At 33.2% G+C, this 20332-nt stretch carries 16 protein-coding genes and 3 pseudogenes; 7 read left to right on the plus strand and 12 right to left on the minus strand.

What is annotated here, in order from left to right; genetic code table 11:
* Positions 1-68 precede the first annotated feature (68 nt).
* The 8 genes from E0F91_RS11605 to E0F91_RS11640 form a co-directional block, all read right to left on the minus strand.
* Entirely contained in the window at positions 69-440 is a 372-nt protein-coding gene (locus E0F91_RS11605; RefSeq protein ID WP_132066672.1) for a group III truncated hemoglobin, read from the minus strand.
* A gap of 11 nt (positions 441-451) precedes the next feature.
* Positions 452-745, minus strand: a complete 294-nt coding sequence (locus E0F91_RS11610) for a cupin domain-containing protein (protein ID WP_099714515.1) — start codon at positions 743-745, stop codon at positions 452-454.
* The gene (locus E0F91_RS11615; protein WP_132066673.1) at positions 745-1512 is read right to left on the minus strand and encodes an ABC transporter permease subunit; all 768 of its coding nucleotides are present in this window, start codon (positions 1510-1512) and stop codon (positions 745-747) included. The genes E0F91_RS11610 and E0F91_RS11615 overlap by 1 nt, the downstream gene beginning before the upstream one ends.
* Entirely contained in the window at positions 1496-2218 is a 723-nt protein-coding gene (locus E0F91_RS11620; protein WP_132066674.1) for an ABC transporter ATP-binding protein, read from the minus strand. Before E0F91_RS11620 ends, E0F91_RS11615 begins: the two co-directional genes overlap by 17 nt.
* A complete protein-coding gene (locus tag E0F91_RS11625) occupies positions 2215-3444 on the minus strand; it encodes a nitrous oxide reductase family maturation protein NosD (RefSeq protein ID WP_132066675.1) in 1230 nt (409 codons plus the stop codon). Before E0F91_RS11625 ends, E0F91_RS11620 begins: the two co-directional genes overlap by 4 nt.
* 81 nt (positions 3445-3525) lie before the next feature.
* The gene (locus E0F91_RS11630; protein ID WP_243698889.1) at positions 3526-4542 is read right to left on the minus strand and encodes a nitrous oxide reductase accessory protein NosL; all 1017 of its coding nucleotides are present in this window, start codon (positions 4540-4542) and stop codon (positions 3526-3528) included.
* 64 nt (positions 4543-4606) lie between these two features.
* Positions 4607-6580 carry a Sec-dependent nitrous-oxide reductase gene (gene nosZ / locus E0F91_RS11635; protein WP_086454423.1) on the minus strand — a complete coding sequence of 658 codons (1974 nt, stop codon included), beginning with the start codon at positions 6578-6580 and terminating at the stop codon, positions 4607-4609.
* 16 nt (positions 6581-6596) lie between these two features.
* Positions 6597-7094 (minus strand): c-type cytochrome, encoded by a 498-nt coding sequence (locus tag E0F91_RS11640; RefSeq protein ID WP_086454424.1) that lies wholly within the window; start codon positions 7092-7094, stop codon positions 6597-6599.
* A gap of 194 nt (positions 7095-7288) precedes the next feature.
* Here E0F91_RS11640 and E0F91_RS11645 point away from each other — a divergent pair, with 194 nt between their 5' ends.
* Entirely contained in the window at positions 7289-7753 is a 465-nt protein-coding gene (locus E0F91_RS11645; RefSeq protein ID WP_132066676.1) for a hypothetical protein, read from the plus strand.
* 93 nt (positions 7754-7846) lie between these two features.
* On the opposite strand, the pseudogene E0F91_RS11650 reads toward E0F91_RS11645, so the two are convergent.
* Positions 7847-8109, minus strand: a pseudogene (locus tag E0F91_RS11650) (aspartate aminotransferase family protein); the annotation flags it as partial.
* 1457 nt (positions 8110-9566) lie between these two features.
* On the opposite strand from E0F91_RS11650, the gene E0F91_RS11660 reads away from it, so the two are divergent.
* From E0F91_RS11660 to E0F91_RS18005, 4 genes and pseudogenes are all read left to right on the plus strand, one after another.
* Complete coding sequence (locus E0F91_RS11660; RefSeq protein ID WP_072944222.1) at positions 9567-9890, plus strand: helix-turn-helix domain-containing protein; 324 nt, start codon at positions 9567-9569, stop codon at positions 9888-9890.
* 787 nt (positions 9891-10677) lie between these two features.
* On the plus strand, positions 10678-11244 hold the full coding sequence (locus E0F91_RS11665) for a helix-turn-helix domain-containing protein (RefSeq protein WP_132066677.1): 567 nt from the start codon (positions 10678-10680) through the stop codon (positions 11242-11244).
* A 61-nt stretch (positions 11245-11305) separates the two neighbouring features.
* A pseudogene (locus E0F91_RS18000) lies at positions 11306-11625 on the plus strand (conjugal transfer protein TraG); the annotation flags it as partial.
* A 70-nt stretch (positions 11626-11695) separates the two neighbouring features.
* Positions 11696-11854 (plus strand): annotated as a pseudogene (locus tag E0F91_RS18005) (DUF1016 N-terminal domain-containing protein); the annotation flags it as partial.
* Positions 11855-12015: 161 nt separating this feature from the next.
* Here the strand turns inward: E0F91_RS18005 and E0F91_RS11680 are convergent.
* The 3 genes from E0F91_RS11680 to E0F91_RS11690 form a co-directional block, all read right to left on the minus strand.
* Positions 12016-13713 (minus strand): hypothetical protein, encoded by a 1698-nt coding sequence (locus tag E0F91_RS11680; RefSeq protein ID WP_243698891.1) that lies wholly within the window; start codon positions 13711-13713, stop codon positions 12016-12018.
* Between the two features lie 186 nt (positions 13714-13899).
* A complete protein-coding gene (locus E0F91_RS11685) occupies positions 13900-15720 on the minus strand; it encodes a UvrD-helicase domain-containing protein (RefSeq protein WP_132066678.1) in 1821 nt (606 codons plus the stop codon).
* A gap of 1 nt (position 15721) precedes the next feature.
* On the minus strand, positions 15722-17722 hold the full coding sequence (locus tag E0F91_RS11690) for an ATP-dependent nuclease (protein ID WP_132066679.1): 2001 nt from the start codon (positions 17720-17722) through the stop codon (positions 15722-15724).
* Between the two features lie 598 nt (positions 17723-18320).
* Here E0F91_RS11690 and E0F91_RS11695 point away from each other — a divergent pair.
* Both E0F91_RS11695 and E0F91_RS11700 read left to right on the plus strand, forming a co-directional pair.
* Positions 18321-19694 (plus strand): hypothetical protein, encoded by a 1374-nt coding sequence (locus tag E0F91_RS11695; protein WP_132066680.1) that lies wholly within the window; start codon positions 18321-18323, stop codon positions 19692-19694.
* On the plus strand, positions 19667-20332 hold the full coding sequence (locus E0F91_RS11700) for a chromosome partition protein MukE (protein ID WP_132066681.1): 666 nt from the start codon (positions 19667-19669) through the stop codon (positions 20330-20332). Before E0F91_RS11695 ends, E0F91_RS11700 begins: the two co-directional genes overlap by 28 nt.

Genomic DNA, 20332 nt, shown 5'->3' on the forward strand with positions numbered 1-20332 from the left:
ATTATTAATTCATTTTGCCAGATTGAAAAAAGCGTAAACTAAAATAGTTCACGCTTTTTTTATGCTTTTCAACCTATTGTTTTGTACATCAATACCCCCGAAATATTCATAGCTCTTTGTTTGATTTCTTCAGCTTTTTCTCCTGTGAATAACTCATCAACAGTTTCATTGAACAAAGCATTCCAATGCTGAAAATGAGCTTCTTTCATTTCACTTTTTTGATGTAATTCTTTATGTTTAGTCATCGGGTTTCCGGTATAATTCCCTTTAGAAAACATAATATTCTCCCAGAAATCATACATTTTAGGCAAATGCTCTTCCCAATTCACCTTGGCTACATCCGTAAAAAAATAACCGATTTTAGTATCTGTTTTTATTTTACCGTAGAAAGTGTTTATCAGCTTCTCAATGTCGTTTCTGTTTATTATATCTGTTTTCATTTCTAGATTTTTTAGCCTTTAAACAATAAACACAAACTGTCTTCCAATGCTTCTACTGAATGCAAAACTGCTACCGGAATTTCTTGTTCGTCATAAAGAAAGAGTTCATTTTGTTGGTTCTCCTCTTTATAAATCACGTTTCCTTTTATCACCAATAATTTGGCAGGAACATCCGTTTTATGCTCCTTGAGAATCATTCCTTTTTTGAAAGCAATCACCATTACTTTACTGCAAGAAGTATTTTGAACCACTTGCGCCACTGGATTAGCGGCATTTTCTAGTTTTTGAAGAATATCTTTAAACATTATAAATCTTTGTTTTTAAATTTGATTAATGAAATAAAAAATGGAATAATAATCCACAAACACAATAACGAAAAAGAAAGAAGCAGTCCCAATGATGTCCCGAAAAAATCTTTGAAAATTGCTCCGGTATATCCCATCATCGCCGAAACATCAAGATGCAGCAAGATTTGGATTCTGGCTAAATCTATTGGACTGAACGCCGTAACTACAATCATTGCTTTCTCTATTGGATAATCTGAAAACTGAAACAGCAAATACAAAATTATTCCATCAAAAAGCAACGCAAAATACAACCAACCCATAATGGCAATACCTATTCCTTTTGCTTTGTCTCTGGTGAGTATTGAACTTAAAAACGCCAAAGCCACGAAGACCAACGTAATCAGACAACCTATGACGAGCATCATAATGCCTACACTATTCGGCGCATTGATTAAAAGCGGAATTCCGGCACCAATAAAAAAGGCTAAAACCATTGCTAACGAAAGTCCGAGAAACAGACTCAACCAAATTTTCTTGCGTTTAATGGGTTGGCTTAACAAAAGCTCAATAAACTCTGTACTATTGTACAAATAAATCGTGGCAAAAAGAATGGAAACCAACGGAACCGTGAATAAAATTATATTTAAAATGGTAAGCAATCCTTTGGCAGAATTATCTTCCAGCCCAAATGAACTCCAGGAAAGAATGGCTAAAATAAGCGTGTACGCCAGTATAATCTTGTTCTTCAGAATGTCTAAAAAAATAATCTTAATGATTCTGTTCATTACTTTTGTTTTTTAAGATTTTAGCAATTGCTTTGGATATTTTTTGTTCGTTTGTTGATTCCAATAAATCCGCGATACTTTGATGAAAATGCACTGTTCCGTCTTGCATGTAAATAATTTGGGTAATCAAATCATCTAATTCGCTCAAAAGATGGGAAGTAATCAAGATGAGTTTTCCCTTTTCTTTTTCTTTTATAATTTTTTCTTTCAATATTTCGGAAGCCAATGGATCTAATCCCGCTGTAGGTTCGTCTAAAATCAACACCTCAGGATTAAACAGAAAAGCCAACGTAGCACTTACTTTTTGCGTTGTTCCACCCGAAAGTGTCCGCATTTGTTTGTCGACTATTTTTTCGAGCTGAAATGCATGGACTAAATCCTCATCTAAAACCTGATCCGAATTTCGAATTTTTTTTATCATTTCGATGATTTGCCCAACTGTCATGTAATCCGGATATCGCCCTATTTGAGGCATGTAGCCTATTTGTTCGCGATATTTAAATTCCTTTAAAATTGATTTTTCATTGAATAAAATATCGCCTTTAGAAGGAATCACCATTCCCAAAATACTTTTTATCAAAGTCGTTTTTCCACAGCCATTTGGACCAATTAGAGCAATGCATTCTCCTTTTTTAAAAGAAAGATTGACATCATTTAAAACCTCTAATTTTCCAAATTTTTTATATATTTTTTTTATTTCAATCATAATGGTAATGAATGCATTAATGGCGAATTGTCAATGAAATTATCTGGGGTTATACTGGGCAACACTTTTTCGGATTTATCCAAAAGTGTGATCATAAAACTCCGGAACAGCAACATCGCCGAGGGATTATTTTCAACTAAAACTGCAAATAAACTCAACGGATGATACGGCACATCGCCGACACCATTTTTGTCTAAATCATATCCTTCGTATTTATCCCAATAATTGGTGTCGAACGTATTTAAAACTAAACTTCCGTTAGTTCCCATATCAAAAGTGTTCCCAATAAAATTATTATTTACGATTTCATTATCTACGCAACTGGCCTGAATTTTCATCGCCCAACCGTTGGCTTCAAATACATTTTTTTCAATTCGAATCCTATTGGTTCCTTCCATGTGAATTCCAGAAGTGTTTTTAGAAAATTTATTTCCAATGATATGACTGTCCGTGATTTCCTTAAGGAATAATCCATAAGCGCCATCACCCCAATTTTCTTCGAAATAGTTATTGAACATCTTGACATTTTTGGTAAACATTACCGCAACGCCGGCACCGTTATTCTTAAAAACATTCGTAATATAAGCGTCGTCATTAGAGAACATAAAATGCAAACCATACCGAATATTGTTAGTTGAAATATTTCTCCAGATAACGGAATTGGTCACAAATTCAAAATAAATCCCATCCCGATGACCAGAAATAGTGTTGGCAATAATTTGGAGATTTTCACTTTTCCAACAATGAATTCCGTTGCCTATTTGCTGTTCTTCTTTGCCATACGCTACAATGGTATTGTTTTTTATCAGGCAGTTTTTACCATTTTGGATATAAATTCCAAAAAAATTATCGTCTAGAATATTGTTCTGAATAACAACATGGCTTTTATTATAGACTTTAATCGCGCAGGGATCTTCGAGTGAGGCATAACCAGATTTTATTACTTTAAAACCTTGAACAACCACACTATCCGCTTTAATGGAAAGTACTTCATACTTTTTTTGTCCATCTAAAACCGGATATCCTTTACCCAGAAAAACAATTCTTTTATCAATAACAATATTGCCTTCTCGATAAACACCTTTATGAACTAAAACCGTGTCACCAATTTTAGCCAGACTAATGGCTTTTTTTATTGATTTTACAGGTTTATTAGCGCCAACTTCAATCACATGCGCATGAAGGAATGAAGAAAAAAACAGAAATATGTAGATGAGTTTTTTCATTATTTTTAAAATTAAACCATCTGAATTTAATTAAGAAAACACACTTTTCTTAATTTTTTACTGATTCAAAAAACGACTGGTTTATTTTGTAATTACAGCTCCCCAAGTAACTGGTTTTGCTTTTAATTTTATTCCAAATTCCTTTGCCTCATTTTCAGAAGAAAAAGCAATAATTCCGCCCCTCATAGGGCTTTGAATCGTTCCTTCGGAAAGGAAGAAAGCAGTTTTGGCAGGAATTAAAACATTGTCTTGCGTATAATCATTCACATAATGAGCCGCCATTTTTGTGTTGGCATTTTCTTTTCCATAATGTATCATACACATGATGTCGTCAAATTTGAAAACTCTTCCTTTTTCACTAATCACTTCTGCCGCGTATTTACCATCGGCGATCGTCATTTTACAGAAATCGCACGTGTCAACGTTCAATTTAATGGGAACCACTTCTGTTTTGGCACAAGAAAAAAAAGAAAAAGTTAAAAAGACTAACAACACTGCTGTTGTATTTGATTTTTTAAATCTGTTTAACAAATTAGTTTCTTTGATTACTGCGATAAACAGTAATAATCCTGCAGCAATTAACATCCATCCTCCAGTATCTGGAATAGAATACGCACCAAAATTTAAAAGTTGTTTGTAACCTAATAATGGTGGCTGATATGACATTCCTGGCACTTGAATTGCAGCATTAGGGTCCAAATTATGTCCGTATTCATAGTTCCATCGGTAAAAATCGACTCCTGCTAATATCCCAAAAAGAATAAAAGATATAAATAAAGCATAAAGTCCTTTTTTCATAGCAATTACCGCAACTGCCAAAGCACACAATGCAAAAAAAACAATAATATAAGGCAGTACAGTAAATTCTATAAAATCCTCTTTATGCAGGGTTTTCATACCAATATAATGGTTCAATCCATTAATAATATCGACATCACCCGCAATTTTATCAGCATGCAACAGCAGTACTAAACCTTCAGGATATTGAGGAGCTGACAATTCAATTCTCCACATTGGAACAAAAACCGACGACACTAATAATGCCATCACAACCAAAAGCATCACTTTTGAAAGCGTTGAAATTTTTGAATTATTCATGATTTTTTTATTAAAAAAGGGAACAAACTAGATAATTTGTTCCCTCTTGATTTTGAAGTGATTGCTATTTAGCTGGCAAATTCGTTCCTAGACTAAATGTTATTGGAACATTACTTCCTGCAGGAGACACTCTTAAATATCCTGACATTTCTTGGTGTAGTGCACTACAAAAATCAGTACAATAAAATGGAAATATCCCTATTGTTTTTGGTATCCACTTCAAAGTAGCTGTTTCACCAGGCATAATTAATAGCTCGGCATTATCAGCACCTTTGATTGCAAATCCGTGTGGAACATCCCAATCCTGTTCAAGATTAGTAACATGGAAGTATACTTCATCTCCTAGTTTTATTCCTTCGATATTATCAGAAGCAAAGTGAGAACGTATAGAAGTCATATACACATGAACTTTGTTTCCTTCTCTGACTACTTTAGCTTCTTTTTCACCTTTGGCAACATAAGGATGATTGTTTTCTTCGATTTTATAAAATTTCAACTGACCATTGTTTCTGATTAAATCAGCTGGTGCAGATTGTGCATAATGCGGTTCTCCAGTGGTTGGATAATCCAATAAAAGTTTCATTTTATCACCACTAATGTCAAATAATTGTGCACTTTGCGCTAATTCTGGTCCTGTTGGTAAATATCTATCTTTAGTGATTTTGTTGTAAACAACCATATATTTTCCAAATGGTTTTTTACTGTCTCCACCAGGAATAGAAAGATGTCCAGGAGAATAATAAACAGGTACTCTGTCTAAAATTTTCAATGATTTAATGTCCCATTTCACAACTTCTGACGAAACGAAAAACGTAGTATATGCATTTCCTTTTCCATCAAACTCAGTATGTAAGGGTCCTAGACCTGGTTTTTTAACTTCACCATACAATGCAGCCTCATATTTTATAACGGGAATACCTTCGTAGTCGCCATCATATTGTTTTTTGGCAATCGCATTTTTCATTTTGTCAAAACTAAAGACCGGAATCAAAGCCGCTAATTTCCCACTTCCTACAATATATTCTCCTGTAGGATCTACATCACATCCGTGAGGTGATTTTGGACAAGGAATCAAATAGCAAATATCTTTTAACATTTTAGAATCCAACACTAATACTTCAGTTCTCATTTCAGATTTTGCAGTATGCGTTTTTTCATCCCAAGTATTATGAGCATATTTAGCTTTAATTTTTTTACCTTTTCCCGCTTTAATGTACTCTTCAGCTTTTTTCCAGTTTACAGCCATAATAAAATCTTTGTCGTTCTTTGAAGCGTTAACTTCCAGCAAAGTATTGGCTTGTTCTGAATTATAGCAAGAGAAGAAGAACCATCCGTGAGATTTGCCTTTACCAGCATGACTTAAATCCCAGTTTAAACCAGGAGTTTCAATTTGGAAAGCAATATCCATCTGACCTTCCTTACCTACTTTTACAAAACTCAAATATCCTTTGAAATTTTGTTTGTAAGTGTTAATAGGAACATCACCATTGGCATTATCAGGAGGAACGCTAAATCGGGTTCCTGCAACAACGTATTCAGTATTCTCAGTAATAAATGGAGAAGAATGATTTCCAGCACTGTTTGGCAATTCAATTATTTCAACCGTTTTAAATGTTTTCAAATCAACACGTGCAATTCTGGGCGTGTTATTAGCATTAGCGAAAAGCCAACGACCGTCAACCTCACCGTTAGTCTGAGACAGATCTAAATGGTGCTGATCATCCCAAGGCACATAGCCGTGAGAAGTATTCAACATTGGTTTGGTTTCTTCGCTATATCCATAACCACTTTGCGGGTCTTGAGAAAATACTGGAATGACTCTCAATAATCGTGCGCTTGGTAAACCATAAACACTCACTTGTCCACTAAAACCTCCTGAAACGAAATTATAGAATTCGTCATATTTTCCCGGAGCAACATAGACTTTTTGAGCAGCGTCGCCACCTACGGCATCAGCTGTATCTTTAGGTCTACAAGAGCCAAAAAATGCACTAACCAAAACGATGGAAAGACTTGTTTTTATAAAAATATTGTTCATTTTATTTTGAGTTAAATTATTTTACTCCGTCATTTTTACGCATATATTCCAACAAGTTTCTTGCATCGGTATCGGTCAAGGCTTGATTTGGCATACGAACTAAACAAAGTTCTAACTGTGCTTGAAGTTTTGGATCTTTATCAATCATTGGATCTGGATTAGTGATAAAGTTCATAATCCATTCTGGTTTTTGTCTCTCAGTAACTCCTTTCCATCCTGGACCAACTAATTTTTCATCAGTCAATTTATGACAAGAAGAACATTTAACGGATTGTATTTTTTCTCCTTCGGCAGCCATTGCCTCATCCAACTTAGCACCTAAATCCACTGAGGTGTGTTTTCCGATACCTCTGTTTGGATCATAAGTTGCAGCATCTGCTGCGGAACCTTCCGGTGCGGCCATTCCTTCATCAGATGAAGTGGTTGGTGTAAAATCCTCCTCAGGTTTGTTTTTTTTATCACCACATGAAGTTAACATTACGAATGCAACTACAAAAAAAGTTAATTTGTACATAAATTTGTTTTTAGAATTGTTTAACAAATTTGCGATTAGATTAGTGAATTAATTATGACTTGAATCATACTTATAGAACTATTTTCCAGATTTCTCTACCTGTACTTGGAAAACCAAACGATAAACTTTTGTTAACGATTAAACTTTTAAAACCTATCCTTGTCTTATATCTATAAAAAGTAAAACAATACAAAATGAAAAAATTATTCATCGCTGCATTATTAGTTGTCGGAATCACAAGCTTTGCACAAGAAAGAAGAGCAACTACAGAAAGAGCCAAAATGGAACAAATGACTCCTGAACAAAGAAATCAGTTGCATTTGAAAAAAATGACTTTAGAAATAGATTTGAATGCTTCTCAACAAAAAGAAATGAGTAAAGTTATTGCTGAACAAAGTAATAAAAGAGAAGCTAAAATGGTGGAACGAAAAGCAACTAAAAATTCAGCTAAAAAACAGCTAACCGCTGACGAACGTTTTGCTCAAAAAAATCAAATGTTAGACGAGCAAATTGTGATGAAAGAAAGAATGAAAAAAATACTTTCAGCTGACCAATACAAAAAATGGGAGGACATGAAAGGAAAAAGACATCACGGAATGAAAAAAAGAATGATGCACCATAAAGATGGAAAACCAGCAAAAATGGTTGATAAAAAATAATCCTTCCACTTGAAATATTTCATCTTAATTCATAGAAAAGCCCAAAATGAACATGCCCCAAAAAGTTAGACACTATTTGTGGCATTTTTTTTATTAATATGTTTTCGAAACTTTATCTATCGCTCGAATGGTAAAATCTAAATTCTCATACGTTAATGCATTGGTAATAAACCACGTTTCATAAGCGGATGGCGCAATATAAATTCCTTCATACAATAACCGTGAAAGAATTTTTTAAAAGTTCAATTATCGCCTTTTGCGGCAGTTTGAAAGTCTACAACAGGAGCAGCGTCAAAATGAACCGAAATCATTGAGCCAAAAGTGTTGATTGTAAAGACAACATTATTGGCTTTCAAAAAAAGTCAAGTTCTACTTTATGTTTTTCAATAAATAAGTTCCATGTTGTGGGTTGCTTACCCGTAATTTCATAAAAATTTTCACTGATGTTAGCTTGCTTTTATAAGCCATTTTAAATGCCGTGAGAATACAGCGAATGAAGTTTTAAATCTGAAATAATTTAAGAAGCGCCCCTTAATAAGGGCGTTCTTTAGAATATTTATGATTTTTTTGGAGGTGTTTTTCCTTCTCCAAAACAAGAACCGTAAACAGTACAAGATTTTTTCTCATTAGAGACTAGAATTATTACCCAATAAAATTAAAGTCTCTAATAGTTATTTTTTTAACCCTAAAAATATTGCGTTATGAATAAAGCTGTCCAAATCATTTTTTGCAATGCATTTTTCTGTATTTCAAATTATTATAATTGATTCAAGAAACCATTTAGGAAACTATTGGTACAAAATAATAAATTAGCGTTAAACTGAAAAAATATTAAATAAACTTTTTAGATTATCACAAAATTACTTAACTTAGATTTTCAAAATATGAATTATATCACTCAATTTAAACAAGTTAATTCAATAATTTAATTAAAAAATGGCTTAAAATTTTCACATTGAGTTTTGTGGCAAAATCATGGGACATCAGTTTATAAGTAGTTGAAAATGCAGTATAGGCAAGGGTTCTAGCTTATTGGTTCGAATCCTGCTCTGCCTTCCCTACAAGTTTTTTATTGAAAATTTCCTTATATTCTTTTTCAAAACTTCTACGGATTATAAATACAAATTTTCCAAAGCCAGCTTGAGGTGCATCATACATTGAAAAATCAATAATGGTATACCCTTATGGTGTAAACGTATCTATTTGTTTCAAGGCCCATAGCGGCTCCCATACCCGCAGCCAAAATCACAAGGGTTAGTTTTTCTTTATTCATAAAATTTAAAATTTTGTAAAGCCTCTTTTTTTGGCTTTTACAATATTATTTATTCTACAATTAGCAATCTATTTGAAACTACAAATTAAGAGCAAAAACTATGTTCAGCTAGGTGCTATTTCCGTAAAAAAAAGTAGGTTTATTGATAAAAAACAGCTGTGATAAAATTAGGAATGGAATCCATAAATTTCTGTAAGTATTTGAATTACAATATTAAATAACATTCAATCATCTTTTTAAATCAGAATTTGGAAATCAATATCGCTGGTATTTGCAGCATAAATACTAACGGCATTTAATCCTAGATATTTACAGGGTAAACGTTCCAAATCCTCTACAAAAAAAATCGACATTTGTAAGTACAGCGCTACTAAAATGGATAGGTCGAAACTACATTTTTCGAAATTAATAATTATTATCAATTGCCATCCAATCAGTAATCATTAGAAATTAAAAGCCAAACTCTCCCTTTTAAGGACATCTTTCATCTCCAAAGTCGGTAATAAATACTTTTACATGAGATTTAAATAACCGATCACCATGAAGCCATTTACTTTTGACCAAATACCTGTAATGATGAACAAAATTCATGATAAATTGGAGCATTTGGAAAAACTTATTCTAAGAATCTCTATTGTAGAGGAAAATGAGAACGAAATTCTAAACATTCAAGAAGCATCAAAACTTTTAAATCTATCGGTATCAACAATCTATAGTAAAGTATGTAAAAGGGAAATCCCCGTCAATAAACAAGGTAAACGCATTTATTTTTATAGACATGAGTTAATGAAATGGATTAAGTCCGGTCGTGTAAAAACTTATTTAGAAATCAAAAACGATATTGAAAAGAGGTCAAAAATCTAAAGCTAATACTAGATTTTTGACCTCTTTTCTTTTTACCCCTAATATCTAAATATTCTCATCATACAAGACTTAGTTTTTTTATGTTAGTAACATAATCAACATTCAAAGTTTATAACTATTTTTGCATAAACAACTCCCATGAGTTATGTTATCTTGATTAAGGATACTTTGTTTTGTTTTGCGATAGTTTGCTTTAAATTGTACCATAATTGTACCATCTAAGTTTAAAACCCTATTAAAGTAAGGAAAGTTATTTTCTGCATCGGCAAATAATTAACATAATTTTAACATTTTCACTTAATTTTATGTTAAATAATAAGCTAAAAATCCTACATATTTTTCTTCATAATCGACTTTTTGTACCGTAATTGTACCAGAAAAGAAAAAATCTCTTTTATGTGGCTTTTAGGGGCAAATAACGGCGCTTAAATCTACTTAATATTATTAAAAGCAACCAAAATTATAGGCAAATTATAATTTTCACTTGCTTTTCTTTTGTTTTATTTTGTTTAAAAATGTACCACTCTTTCATCCATTATCTCTGAGCTGTTGTAAAGACTGGATTGTTACTTTCTATTACAGAAATTAGCAATTTTTTAAACTTTGTAAACAAACCTGGAAGTATAATTATTAAAATGAAAAGCCTTATATTTACTGGAGTAATTAAATATTTTAGTCTGGATACTTTAAAAAGTATACTTGTAATATTTCTCCCAAATCACAACGTGTCGTTTTAGCGTTCTTTACTACTTTTCAGTCCTATAATTCCAACTAATAAAACTGAAAAATGAGCTCAAATATTTCAGTATTTAGAATATGTGGATTTTGTGGTTCTGAGTTCCTTGCAAAGAAAACCACGACAAAATATTGCTCTTTGAAATGTGCAAGCAAAGATTATAAGAGAAGGCTAAGAAATCAGAAAATTGAAAACTCACACCTTCAAACGCTCAAAATAAAAAACCAGCCGCTTATTGAGCTTAAAGACAAAGAATTTCTAACTGTAAAACAACTTGCATTGCTTTTAGGTTTTTCTGCTAAAACTGTCTATCGTTTGATTAATACCAAAAGAATAAATGCCTATAACTTTTCAGAAAGAAAAACCTTAATTAGACGGTGTGATATCAATGTTTTATTTGAAAAGTCACAAATTGGATTCGAAGTAGTTTTACGGCCTATAGAACAAAGAAAACAGGCTGAAATTAAAGACTGTTATACTATCACTGAAATACAAAAGAAATTTAATATTTCAAGTGGTGCATTGTACAATATTATAAAACGTAATAACATATGTAAATTTTCACTGGGAAAGTTTACTTATGTTGCTAAAAATGATATTGAAGCTCTTATAAAGTAATATCGCTCAGGTATTTGCTTTTAATCCCAAAAGAAGCTGTGCCTATCTCAATGTTGTGATAGAGCAATTAGAAGGACAAATAGCTTCAGCAAAAGTAGCAATGGCACGATTCTCCTCACCTCAACTATATTATGTGTTATCGGGAAATGACTTCACTTTAGGCATTAATAATCCAAAGGAACCTAAGATTGTAGTATGGACAACGATCCACAGAAAATATAAATTTATGATGCTGTACTGTCACTTTATGTAAACAGATTGGTTAAACTGGTCAGCAAGAAAGGTAAAATGAAATCCAGCCTCATCTTTGATGAATTTCCGACGATTTACCTTAATAATATGGATAGTCTTATCGCTACTGCACGAAGCAATAAAGTGGCTACCTCGAATTGAAACGGAGCAATGGGGAAAGTCCGTAGTGAAGAATCTTGTCTAATTTTTACAGAAAACCCAACCTGATCTAAAAGGTTTTTCAGATAAAAATTTTTCGAGAATGAAGCAATTTTATCAGACATACAAAGCTTTTCCAAAGCTCTCAGCACTGCTGAGAGAAATTAGCTGGACCAATAACCTTATTATTTTAAGCAGAGCAAAGTCAGTTGAAGAATAGGAATTTTACATTCGCCTTTCAAGTCAGTAAAAATTTATCTCCAGAGAATTGGAGAGGCAAATAAGCAGTGTGGATATTCCGCTGCACTTTGCAGCGGAATATCCAGCCCTCTCAATCTAACTTTTCAAAGGATAAATCGTAAACTTTAGTTCATCATTTAATTAAAACGGCAAATCTTCTTTAATATCAGAAAGGATATTCCGTACTTCATTATTTTGCTGTTCTTCCTGATCAAAACCATCTTCATTTTGAGAACCGGAATAAAATTTGTCGATAATTCTTATTTCTGTTTCAAATCCGTACTTCTTGAGTAATTGAAGCAATGCTTCTCTTTCATAACCTGTTTCTAATTGCATGGACCTATATTTACTAACATTCATCTTGCCAATAAATTCTTTGCCGTCATCAAAAAAATTAGCCGACGTTATAAAAACTGCCTTTGCTTTTTTCCCTTTTTCAATAGTTGTTTTATAATATTTTTCAGCAAAGGGAAGCGTTTTCCTAAAAAACCACTGAAGTGTCGCTTTTTTATTGCTGTCACCCAAATTTATAGTAGCACTGGCATTATAGCCTTTAAGTTCAACGAAAATTAGTTCAGGAGGATTACTTGATTCAATAATATAATCATACTCGTAGCTCTCCTTCTTGCCATTATTATCCATACTCAATATTTTCCCTCTCTCAATAGAAGCATTGGGATATAATGTTTTTATTAAGGGGTACATCAAAAACTCAAATAAGGTTCCTCTAAGTTCCTTTAATGCTTCATCCTGGCCAGCATTGTTAATTGTATGTAATATACTTTCTATAGTCTGTTCAATCCTATCATTACCCTTAAGCAGCACAGACAGTTCCTTGATTCGATTTAGTACATCATAAATCCTTGTCCCAAAAATGGCGCTAATATCAAATGCAATAATTCCATTCTTCCTAATTTTATTAATGGTATGCTGCGAACATAATCTGTAAATAATGATAGGGAGTATTTTTCTATCCTCTTCATTTACAGATTTACGATTAATCTGAATCCTGCTTATAAAAGCATCCAGGTGTATCGCAGAATACTCCGAGGCAAGAACTACATCCAAAGCAACAAGAGTTTTTTTATCTATAGTATCTGCTTTTGCTCCCAAAATCGGATTAATTCCTGTTGCACGGGAATAAGCAAAGGCATCCCACATCAGATTATTATGTTTTGCTCCAATATGTGGCGTTTTCTTATTCCTATATATGGCATTGACATTGTCAATAATATTTGCATTCCCCAACCATCGTAAGATATCTGGTAAAACGCTGCAGTCTGCTACCATAGTTGCAAAATGATCCGCCATCATAATTTCTACAGATGCTTCAGCTTGTTTTTCCTTGTTCACTTTATATACAATATAAACCAAATCGTTTCGATCCTTCACTTTGTAAGCTACATCCAGTTTCATCAAAAGAGTAAGTATATCATCTAAGGAAACTACTTTTGTAGAGCTCTCTTCCAATGGAGCTGCAGTAATTTTCAATGCTTCGTAATAGGAAATAATTCCCATATTTTGATCCATTAATTCTAATAATCTATATACAGGAGGACGGGATTTTTCTGCAACTTTTTTTATTCCATCTTTTCCAAAACCATATTCATTATAGATATAGACGTACTGTCCCTTTCCAAAAGTATAGGGTGCTGACGATTTGATTGCTTTCTGCGATACGGCCCTACTCACAATTTTTCTGGCATTTTCAGGAGTAACACCAAAAGTTTTTACCAAGCTGGAATGTATTTCCATCGCAGATTCGAACAATTTCTGCTCAAGCAGATCCGTTAAAAATTTATTATATTTTTCTTGTACGCTTTGTTGTTTTTCTTTCATTTGTCACGCTGCCCTTATAAATTATATTTTTTACCTTTATGCGCACGGCTCGTTTTTTTAAACACAATTGATTTTTAAAATCAAAAATCTGATAATCAGTTATTTAAACAATCACAAAATCATTAAAAATACCCAAAAAAAGATAAAACGCCTTAAACCCTAAAATAAGTTGTCACATCAATAGGTCTAAACATTATTCTGCCTGAGTAGTTTATCAGTCCATAATTTCACATCTGAGTCAGGAACTACCAATTTTAAAAATAGCTCAGGACGTGATAAAGCAACATATACAATCCTCAATTCTTCCAAATCGTTTGGATTCAAAAGTTTTGGGTCAGAATTTAAAATGGTATCATAATTCTTAAGAACCGATTTTTTCCCCAATAACAACAAGACAGCCTGAAAAGTTTTGCCTTTTACCGAATGAACGGTCCCAAAATAAAATGGATGCAGTCGCTCACTGTTTAAATCTTCACCAAAATAATCATCAATTAAAATATCCCCGTATTTGCTATCAATATTTAAATTAATATTAATCCCTGAGCTTTTTAACGCTGCATTAGCCTCCTTCACCCATACATTTAAGGTCTTATCTTTAGTATAAGGCAGACTGTCAATAAATCTAAAAATTTCTCTTCTATAATTTTTGATTCCTAAAACCGCTATCTTATCACTTATAAATTGACTGCTGCAGTAGAATCGTGAATCGGCCGGACGCAATAGAGCCTCAAAATATGATTTTTCCAATAATTTATATCCTTTGTTTAATCCCCCATGTTCATACATATGCTTTCCTTTAATTATGCCTTTCACATGATAATGATTCTTTAGCCAGGGGATAGTCTCAAAACTATGCACATCAGAACTAAGCCCTAAGTATCTCGAACTCGCAGTACCTCTATACAATACCGCTACATTTTCTTTATTTACTATTATTCCATTACTATCACATTCCTTAAGGAAATCTTTTAAAATTTCTCCAAAAGCCTCATGGCTTTCTTCAGTGGTTATAACTGTAATATCTTTTTTAGTCGCTTTCTTTGGCATTTTATAGCCAGAAATTGCAGGTATTAAAACAGAGTCCTTAACTCGTTCATTTACAGCTTTTATTTCTGAAAATGACGATAGATTCTGTATGAAATCACAAATATGCTGGGAGCTTCTCCTATTCTCATACAAAAGTATCTTGTCCCATACATCATATTTCGCATCAAATAATTCAGGCCGGGCTTCATTCCATTCAAATATCGACTGGTCACGATCACCGATCAGCATAATATTGCTGTTGCCTTTACTATTAAATATGTCAATGATTTTCATATGTATGTCATTCGTATCTTGACATTCATCAATTAAAAAATTAGCAAACTTTTTAGCAATATTTTCAGCTATTATAGGATATTTTTCTAACACTTTAAGAGCAATATAATTTGCATCAGATTGATTGGCGTACCCTTTTTTAAACAAAGCCCATTTAGAATTGATAATATTTGTGATATTACCGTTGATACCACCGCTAATGTTGTTATAAACCCATTTAAAATGGAATGCTTGATAAGGCGCTATACGAATTAGGATATCATTCGAATCAAAAGTTGTCTTATCAAAATACTGGTCATAATCCATATCAAACTTCTTCACACTCCATGGGCCATGTGGTTCCCCTACCAATTCCGGCCTGAAAGAACATCCCATTATTAAATGACCAAAAGGAAGGAAGATAAACGTATTGATAAAACTATCTATGGTTCCCAAAAAATGAGGGTAGCTTAAAGGAATTGGAGTTGAAAAATCAGTTAAGAGCTTATCTTCGATTTCCCTACATGCAATATTTGTAAATGAAATTATTGCTAGGCCTTTTTTTCCTAAATCAGGCTCTCTGAGCAGACGCGATATTCGTGCCGCCAACGAATATGTTTTACCACTGCCGGGACAAGCCTTTACAACTACTGTACCCTGATTGTACTCTAAAATTTTTCGTTGGCCCTCTGATAATTTGCTATACATGTTAGACCTTTTTATCGATTACCCAACGAATTGAATTTTCAAGGTATTTAGGAATTACAAAATGCCTCCACATTCCAGGTTTTTGCTCAAGTAAATAAGCTAAGTTTTCTGCTAACACTGATTTATCCTTATTGGATTTCAACTTCTTCAAAATATCAGCCGCTAGCAAGTGCTTATTAGCAAAAACATCAACATATTTTTTAGAATGCATATCGTTATAAATTCGGGCAATTAATCTGGCATTGTAGTCATCTGCGGTTATAAGCTCATACTCAAATGTATGATTCGCCAATTCAACTCTTAGATTTTTATTGGCTAATTTTTGTGCTTTTGAGGCACGGTCAGATAACTTATTGTATTTGTTTGACAATACTGCCTTAATAAAAACTTCATTGGACTCAAAACCTGTGATTTTTAGATCCTTTGTCGCGTCAAAATCCACTATACGATTACTGTGGTCAATTATTTTTAGACCTTTAAGCTCTTTGAAAACTTCAACAGCTTGAGCCTTATTGATTCCCTCGCCTTTGCTAATAAAATTTCCAGATTTTATGATACTTTTGTCATCATCAGTGATTAGCGAACAATAAGTCGCCAATCTCTTTTCTTTATCAGGTGCGTTAAAAAGATTGGCAAATGGCTCAAAAGCAACTCCATTGATATTTACTATTTCAATACCATTCTTATCAAGATCATAATCTTTTCCAGTCATTTTAGCAAATACAGGAAGTAATAATGCTTCTGATATACCTTCAACCAATATACACCCGCTTGCGAAAAACAGTTGCGATTTGGTAACGTCTAAAAATTTTCTCAAATAATCTTTGTTCTTGCCTGTAAGGATCGATTTCCTAGTCGTGAAAAAAGATGTTTTATACAATTCATCTTTTTGTAATATCAGTAGATTATCAAGATTTGATTTTGCGGTGATTGTTGGAGAATGTGAAGTTATAAATATTTGCACACCTAAATCTTGTAAAGTATTTAGATAATTAAAAAATGTGTTTTGACGTTGCGGATGTAAATGAGCTTCGGGTTCCTCTATTAATAAAGCATAATAATGTTCAATTTCCTGATCTCTCCTGCTCTTCAGATCCCCTAAAACTGCCGAGGCCAATATTATATTATTATCTCCCAATCCATTCTGGCTGATATCAAAATATTTTTGAAGATGCAAATCAGTACCCAAAACCGCTTGTGAGTAAACAGGTTTCCTTGTAAGGAGCCCCTTAACAATATTGTCATATTTATATTCCAATAGCTTTAAATGGACCTTAGAACTCTTTTTCTTGATATCTGCTTTTTCAAGATGTTCATTTATATAACTTTGTCCTGTACTGATTAAACCAGTCCAGTCATCGTTTTGAAGCACTTTTTCAATTGCTTGTGAAAGCTCGTTTTTTTTGTCATGTGTAAGGCTGACTGTTGTTTTTCCTGCTGGATCAGCTTTCTCATACGAAGTCATATCCCTAAATAAGGAAGTAACTTTATTATTGTTTGCATAAGGCCTTAATTCCTGTTCGGCATTTCTTAATGGTTCCAGATAAGAGTAATATATCTGCTGCAACTCTGCCATATCTACGATAGTATCATGTCCTCCCAATACTTTCCATTTTAATTTTTCATTTCCCCTAATGTCTTTTTCAATATCATAATGAAAATTCAACCTTAAGTTTGGGGATTCTTTCTTTGCTGGGTCTTGCCATAATAGTGAATGAAAAAGATTTCTGTCTTCAGCTTCTTCAATTTTAAACTCTATAGTAAATTCTATAGGTTCAAGGACATCTGAGATAACCAAGTTGTCAATATAAAAATCTTCCGGATTTTTCACACCAATATCTCTCCATTGTCTTCCTAAGCTTAAGCATATCCTGATTGCGTCAATTATGGTCGTTTTTCCTACATTGTTTTCTCCAACAATAATATTTAGTCCTTTATTAAATTCTACTACTAAATACTCAATAGACCTAAATTTTTTAATTGTAAGTTTTTCTATATACATAATCAACAAGTGGTTTCTAATTCCTTAATTGATAAATATATAAAATTTATGTCGTTATGAATTTACGGGTTTCCATAATTTGAACTATTAATTCGGCTATCCGTGCTTTACAATGTACCTCTTATAATTATTTAAAAGCTGTAAGCTCCACTAGATATTGGTTTAGCAGCCCGATTGGCCTTCTTGAAATTTTATATAAATCAAACCCACAATATAAGATTTTATTTACACAGATATAAGGTAAATACTAAAATTTTCAATTCTAAACGGAATAAAAAGGTAGCCAAGATAGTCCCTGCATACAACAAAATAGAAATTATTGATATATCACAAGATGGTATGAATATAAATAGGAATAGTCTGCCTCCTAATTTAATTTAAATACCAACAGAAATTTCATAATCTAATGCTGAATAAAATAGTTTTTTAGCAAATTAGTCAGCTATTTATAAAGAATTGTCAACATTGATTAATTTTCATAACTTGCTTACAAAAATAATGCTAAATTTATAATAATTAACTGATAACGAATACCGTAAAAATTTAACGCTTTTGCCTTAGTATATTTTGCCCAGTAGTAATCGTTTTTGACCAAAGAATGAATAATCAGCTTCAAAATATTTATCAGTCTTATGAACTTCTTCTACCAAGCAAAGAGGATGGAATGGTTATTTTTCTCCTGCACCAAAAAATAAAAGACAGAGAAATTGAAGAGCCATTTAGTTACGGAGACTTCAGGCAGGTCGTTAAGGAGGTGGCTGATTGGTCTCCAGGTGGTATACCGCGTTCAGAAACTTTACTGAAAAATTTTCTGAATAATTTTATAGAAAGGCCAGCCGATCAGAAAAATGGCTACAAGCTAACAGAATATGCATTAAAGTTCATTGCAATAGTAGACCATAAGCTCAATAATCCTTACAGAACGTTTCCATTAAGAAAGAGCTTCGAAAAATATACAACTTTTCAGGCAACCGAAATACAGGATATAGTGGAACTTGAACGTTGGTTCGAGCAGGGCTTTAACAATATCACCAGACAGAATATCATCGATCACCTGGAAGCACTTAAAGATGTAGTGAGCCAGTCCGTCAAGGAGCTCGGACAGATCCTGCAGCAGGAAAATATAGATATAGTACAGATTGTATCAGAATTTGCAGAGATTTTCACCGGTTTAAATGAAAAAACGGAAGAAATCAGGGATACTTTAAGATTAGGGAACCGATTAGAAAGAGAACTCCAGCTAGTAGTCGACCATTTTTATGCCATTTTAGATACAAGCAGCAATACTGAGCCAAAATCAGATGCGACTTTGTACAAGAAAGTTTCCAAAGACTACGAAAGTGCTCAAAAGATACAATGGGAAGTCAATACTTTTTTTATGGTGGTAGGCGGAAAAATTGGACAGTTAAGAGAAAAGATTGTATTTGCCAGTAATAAGCTCAATGACCTACAGCATAACTTTCACTACCAAAGTAGTTATAAGCTTAATATTAAAAGAATGCTACATTTTGTGTTAACAGAATCCCGATTTACCAAGGACGGCCCTGGGCTGTCAGCTTGCTTTCCCCGCAAGTCAATTCCTTATGAGTCATTTAAGATAACAATGGTTAACCATATGGAAGAATTTTTTCCTAAAAAGGTTATGGTCACCACTACATTGATTGACAAGGAATACCAAGAGTCTGAGAATGCCAAAATCGAAAAGGATATTGCACGCCAGGAAAGAATTATGGAACTCGTGAGCTATTATAAGGAATTACTCGCTCTGGATAAACAGATGGATTTTACAGAGAAATTTTATCACATTCTGGAACAGGATAAGGACGTGGAAATAGCTCTTAATGTCAGCTACGAATTATTGCTCTTCGCCCACCACTCAAAACAATACAAGGTTACCATCGACCAAAACTTATTAAAGAATTCCAAGGATAAAAAGATATACTCATGGCAGACGGATATAGTAAAGAGATAGATTTTACATTCTTATCTGAGGAAGCGGCACAAAATTATTTTGCCGACCTAAATATTGAGCTTCTCAGAGGGACACACATACAGAAAGAATCGTACTACCTATTTTCCCTCCTTCAGGACAAGGAAAGGGAACTGCGCAACTATTACAATTCCCTATATGGACTTGAACTGATCAGAGACAGGCATAACAACGAGACTTTCTATTATCTCGATATCCTAGATGGAAAAGGAAAATTATCGCGCCAAGACAGGCATCGGGAGCTTTCCCCTATGAACATCATCACCGGTATCATGTTGCTTAAAATGTATTACGATAAATATTTTGAACTGCAGAAAATCGTAACATGGCAGGATATTGAACATCACGTTATGGAATCAGAATATAGTGATAGCTTTAAGAAAGTATTCTTTGATGAAATCAGGGAATTTTACAGCGATGCCGAATGGGAAAGCGTTAGGAAGAGATTCTTAAAATGCGTGCGTGAGTTTGAAGCTTTAGGCTGGGTTTCAAAAATTTCATCTTCTGAACATGAAATACATTTTGTGATCCGGGAAAGCATTAGCCGCTTTGCGAAACTTTATGAAAAAGAGTTACAGCATTTTGATGATTTTGTTGTAAGCTACCTTAATCAGTCATAA

Source organism: Flavobacterium sandaracinum (assembly GCF_004349135.1).
In the GTDB taxonomy this organism is placed as follows: domain Bacteria; phylum Bacteroidota; class Bacteroidia; order Flavobacteriales; family Flavobacteriaceae; genus Flavobacterium; species Flavobacterium sandaracinum.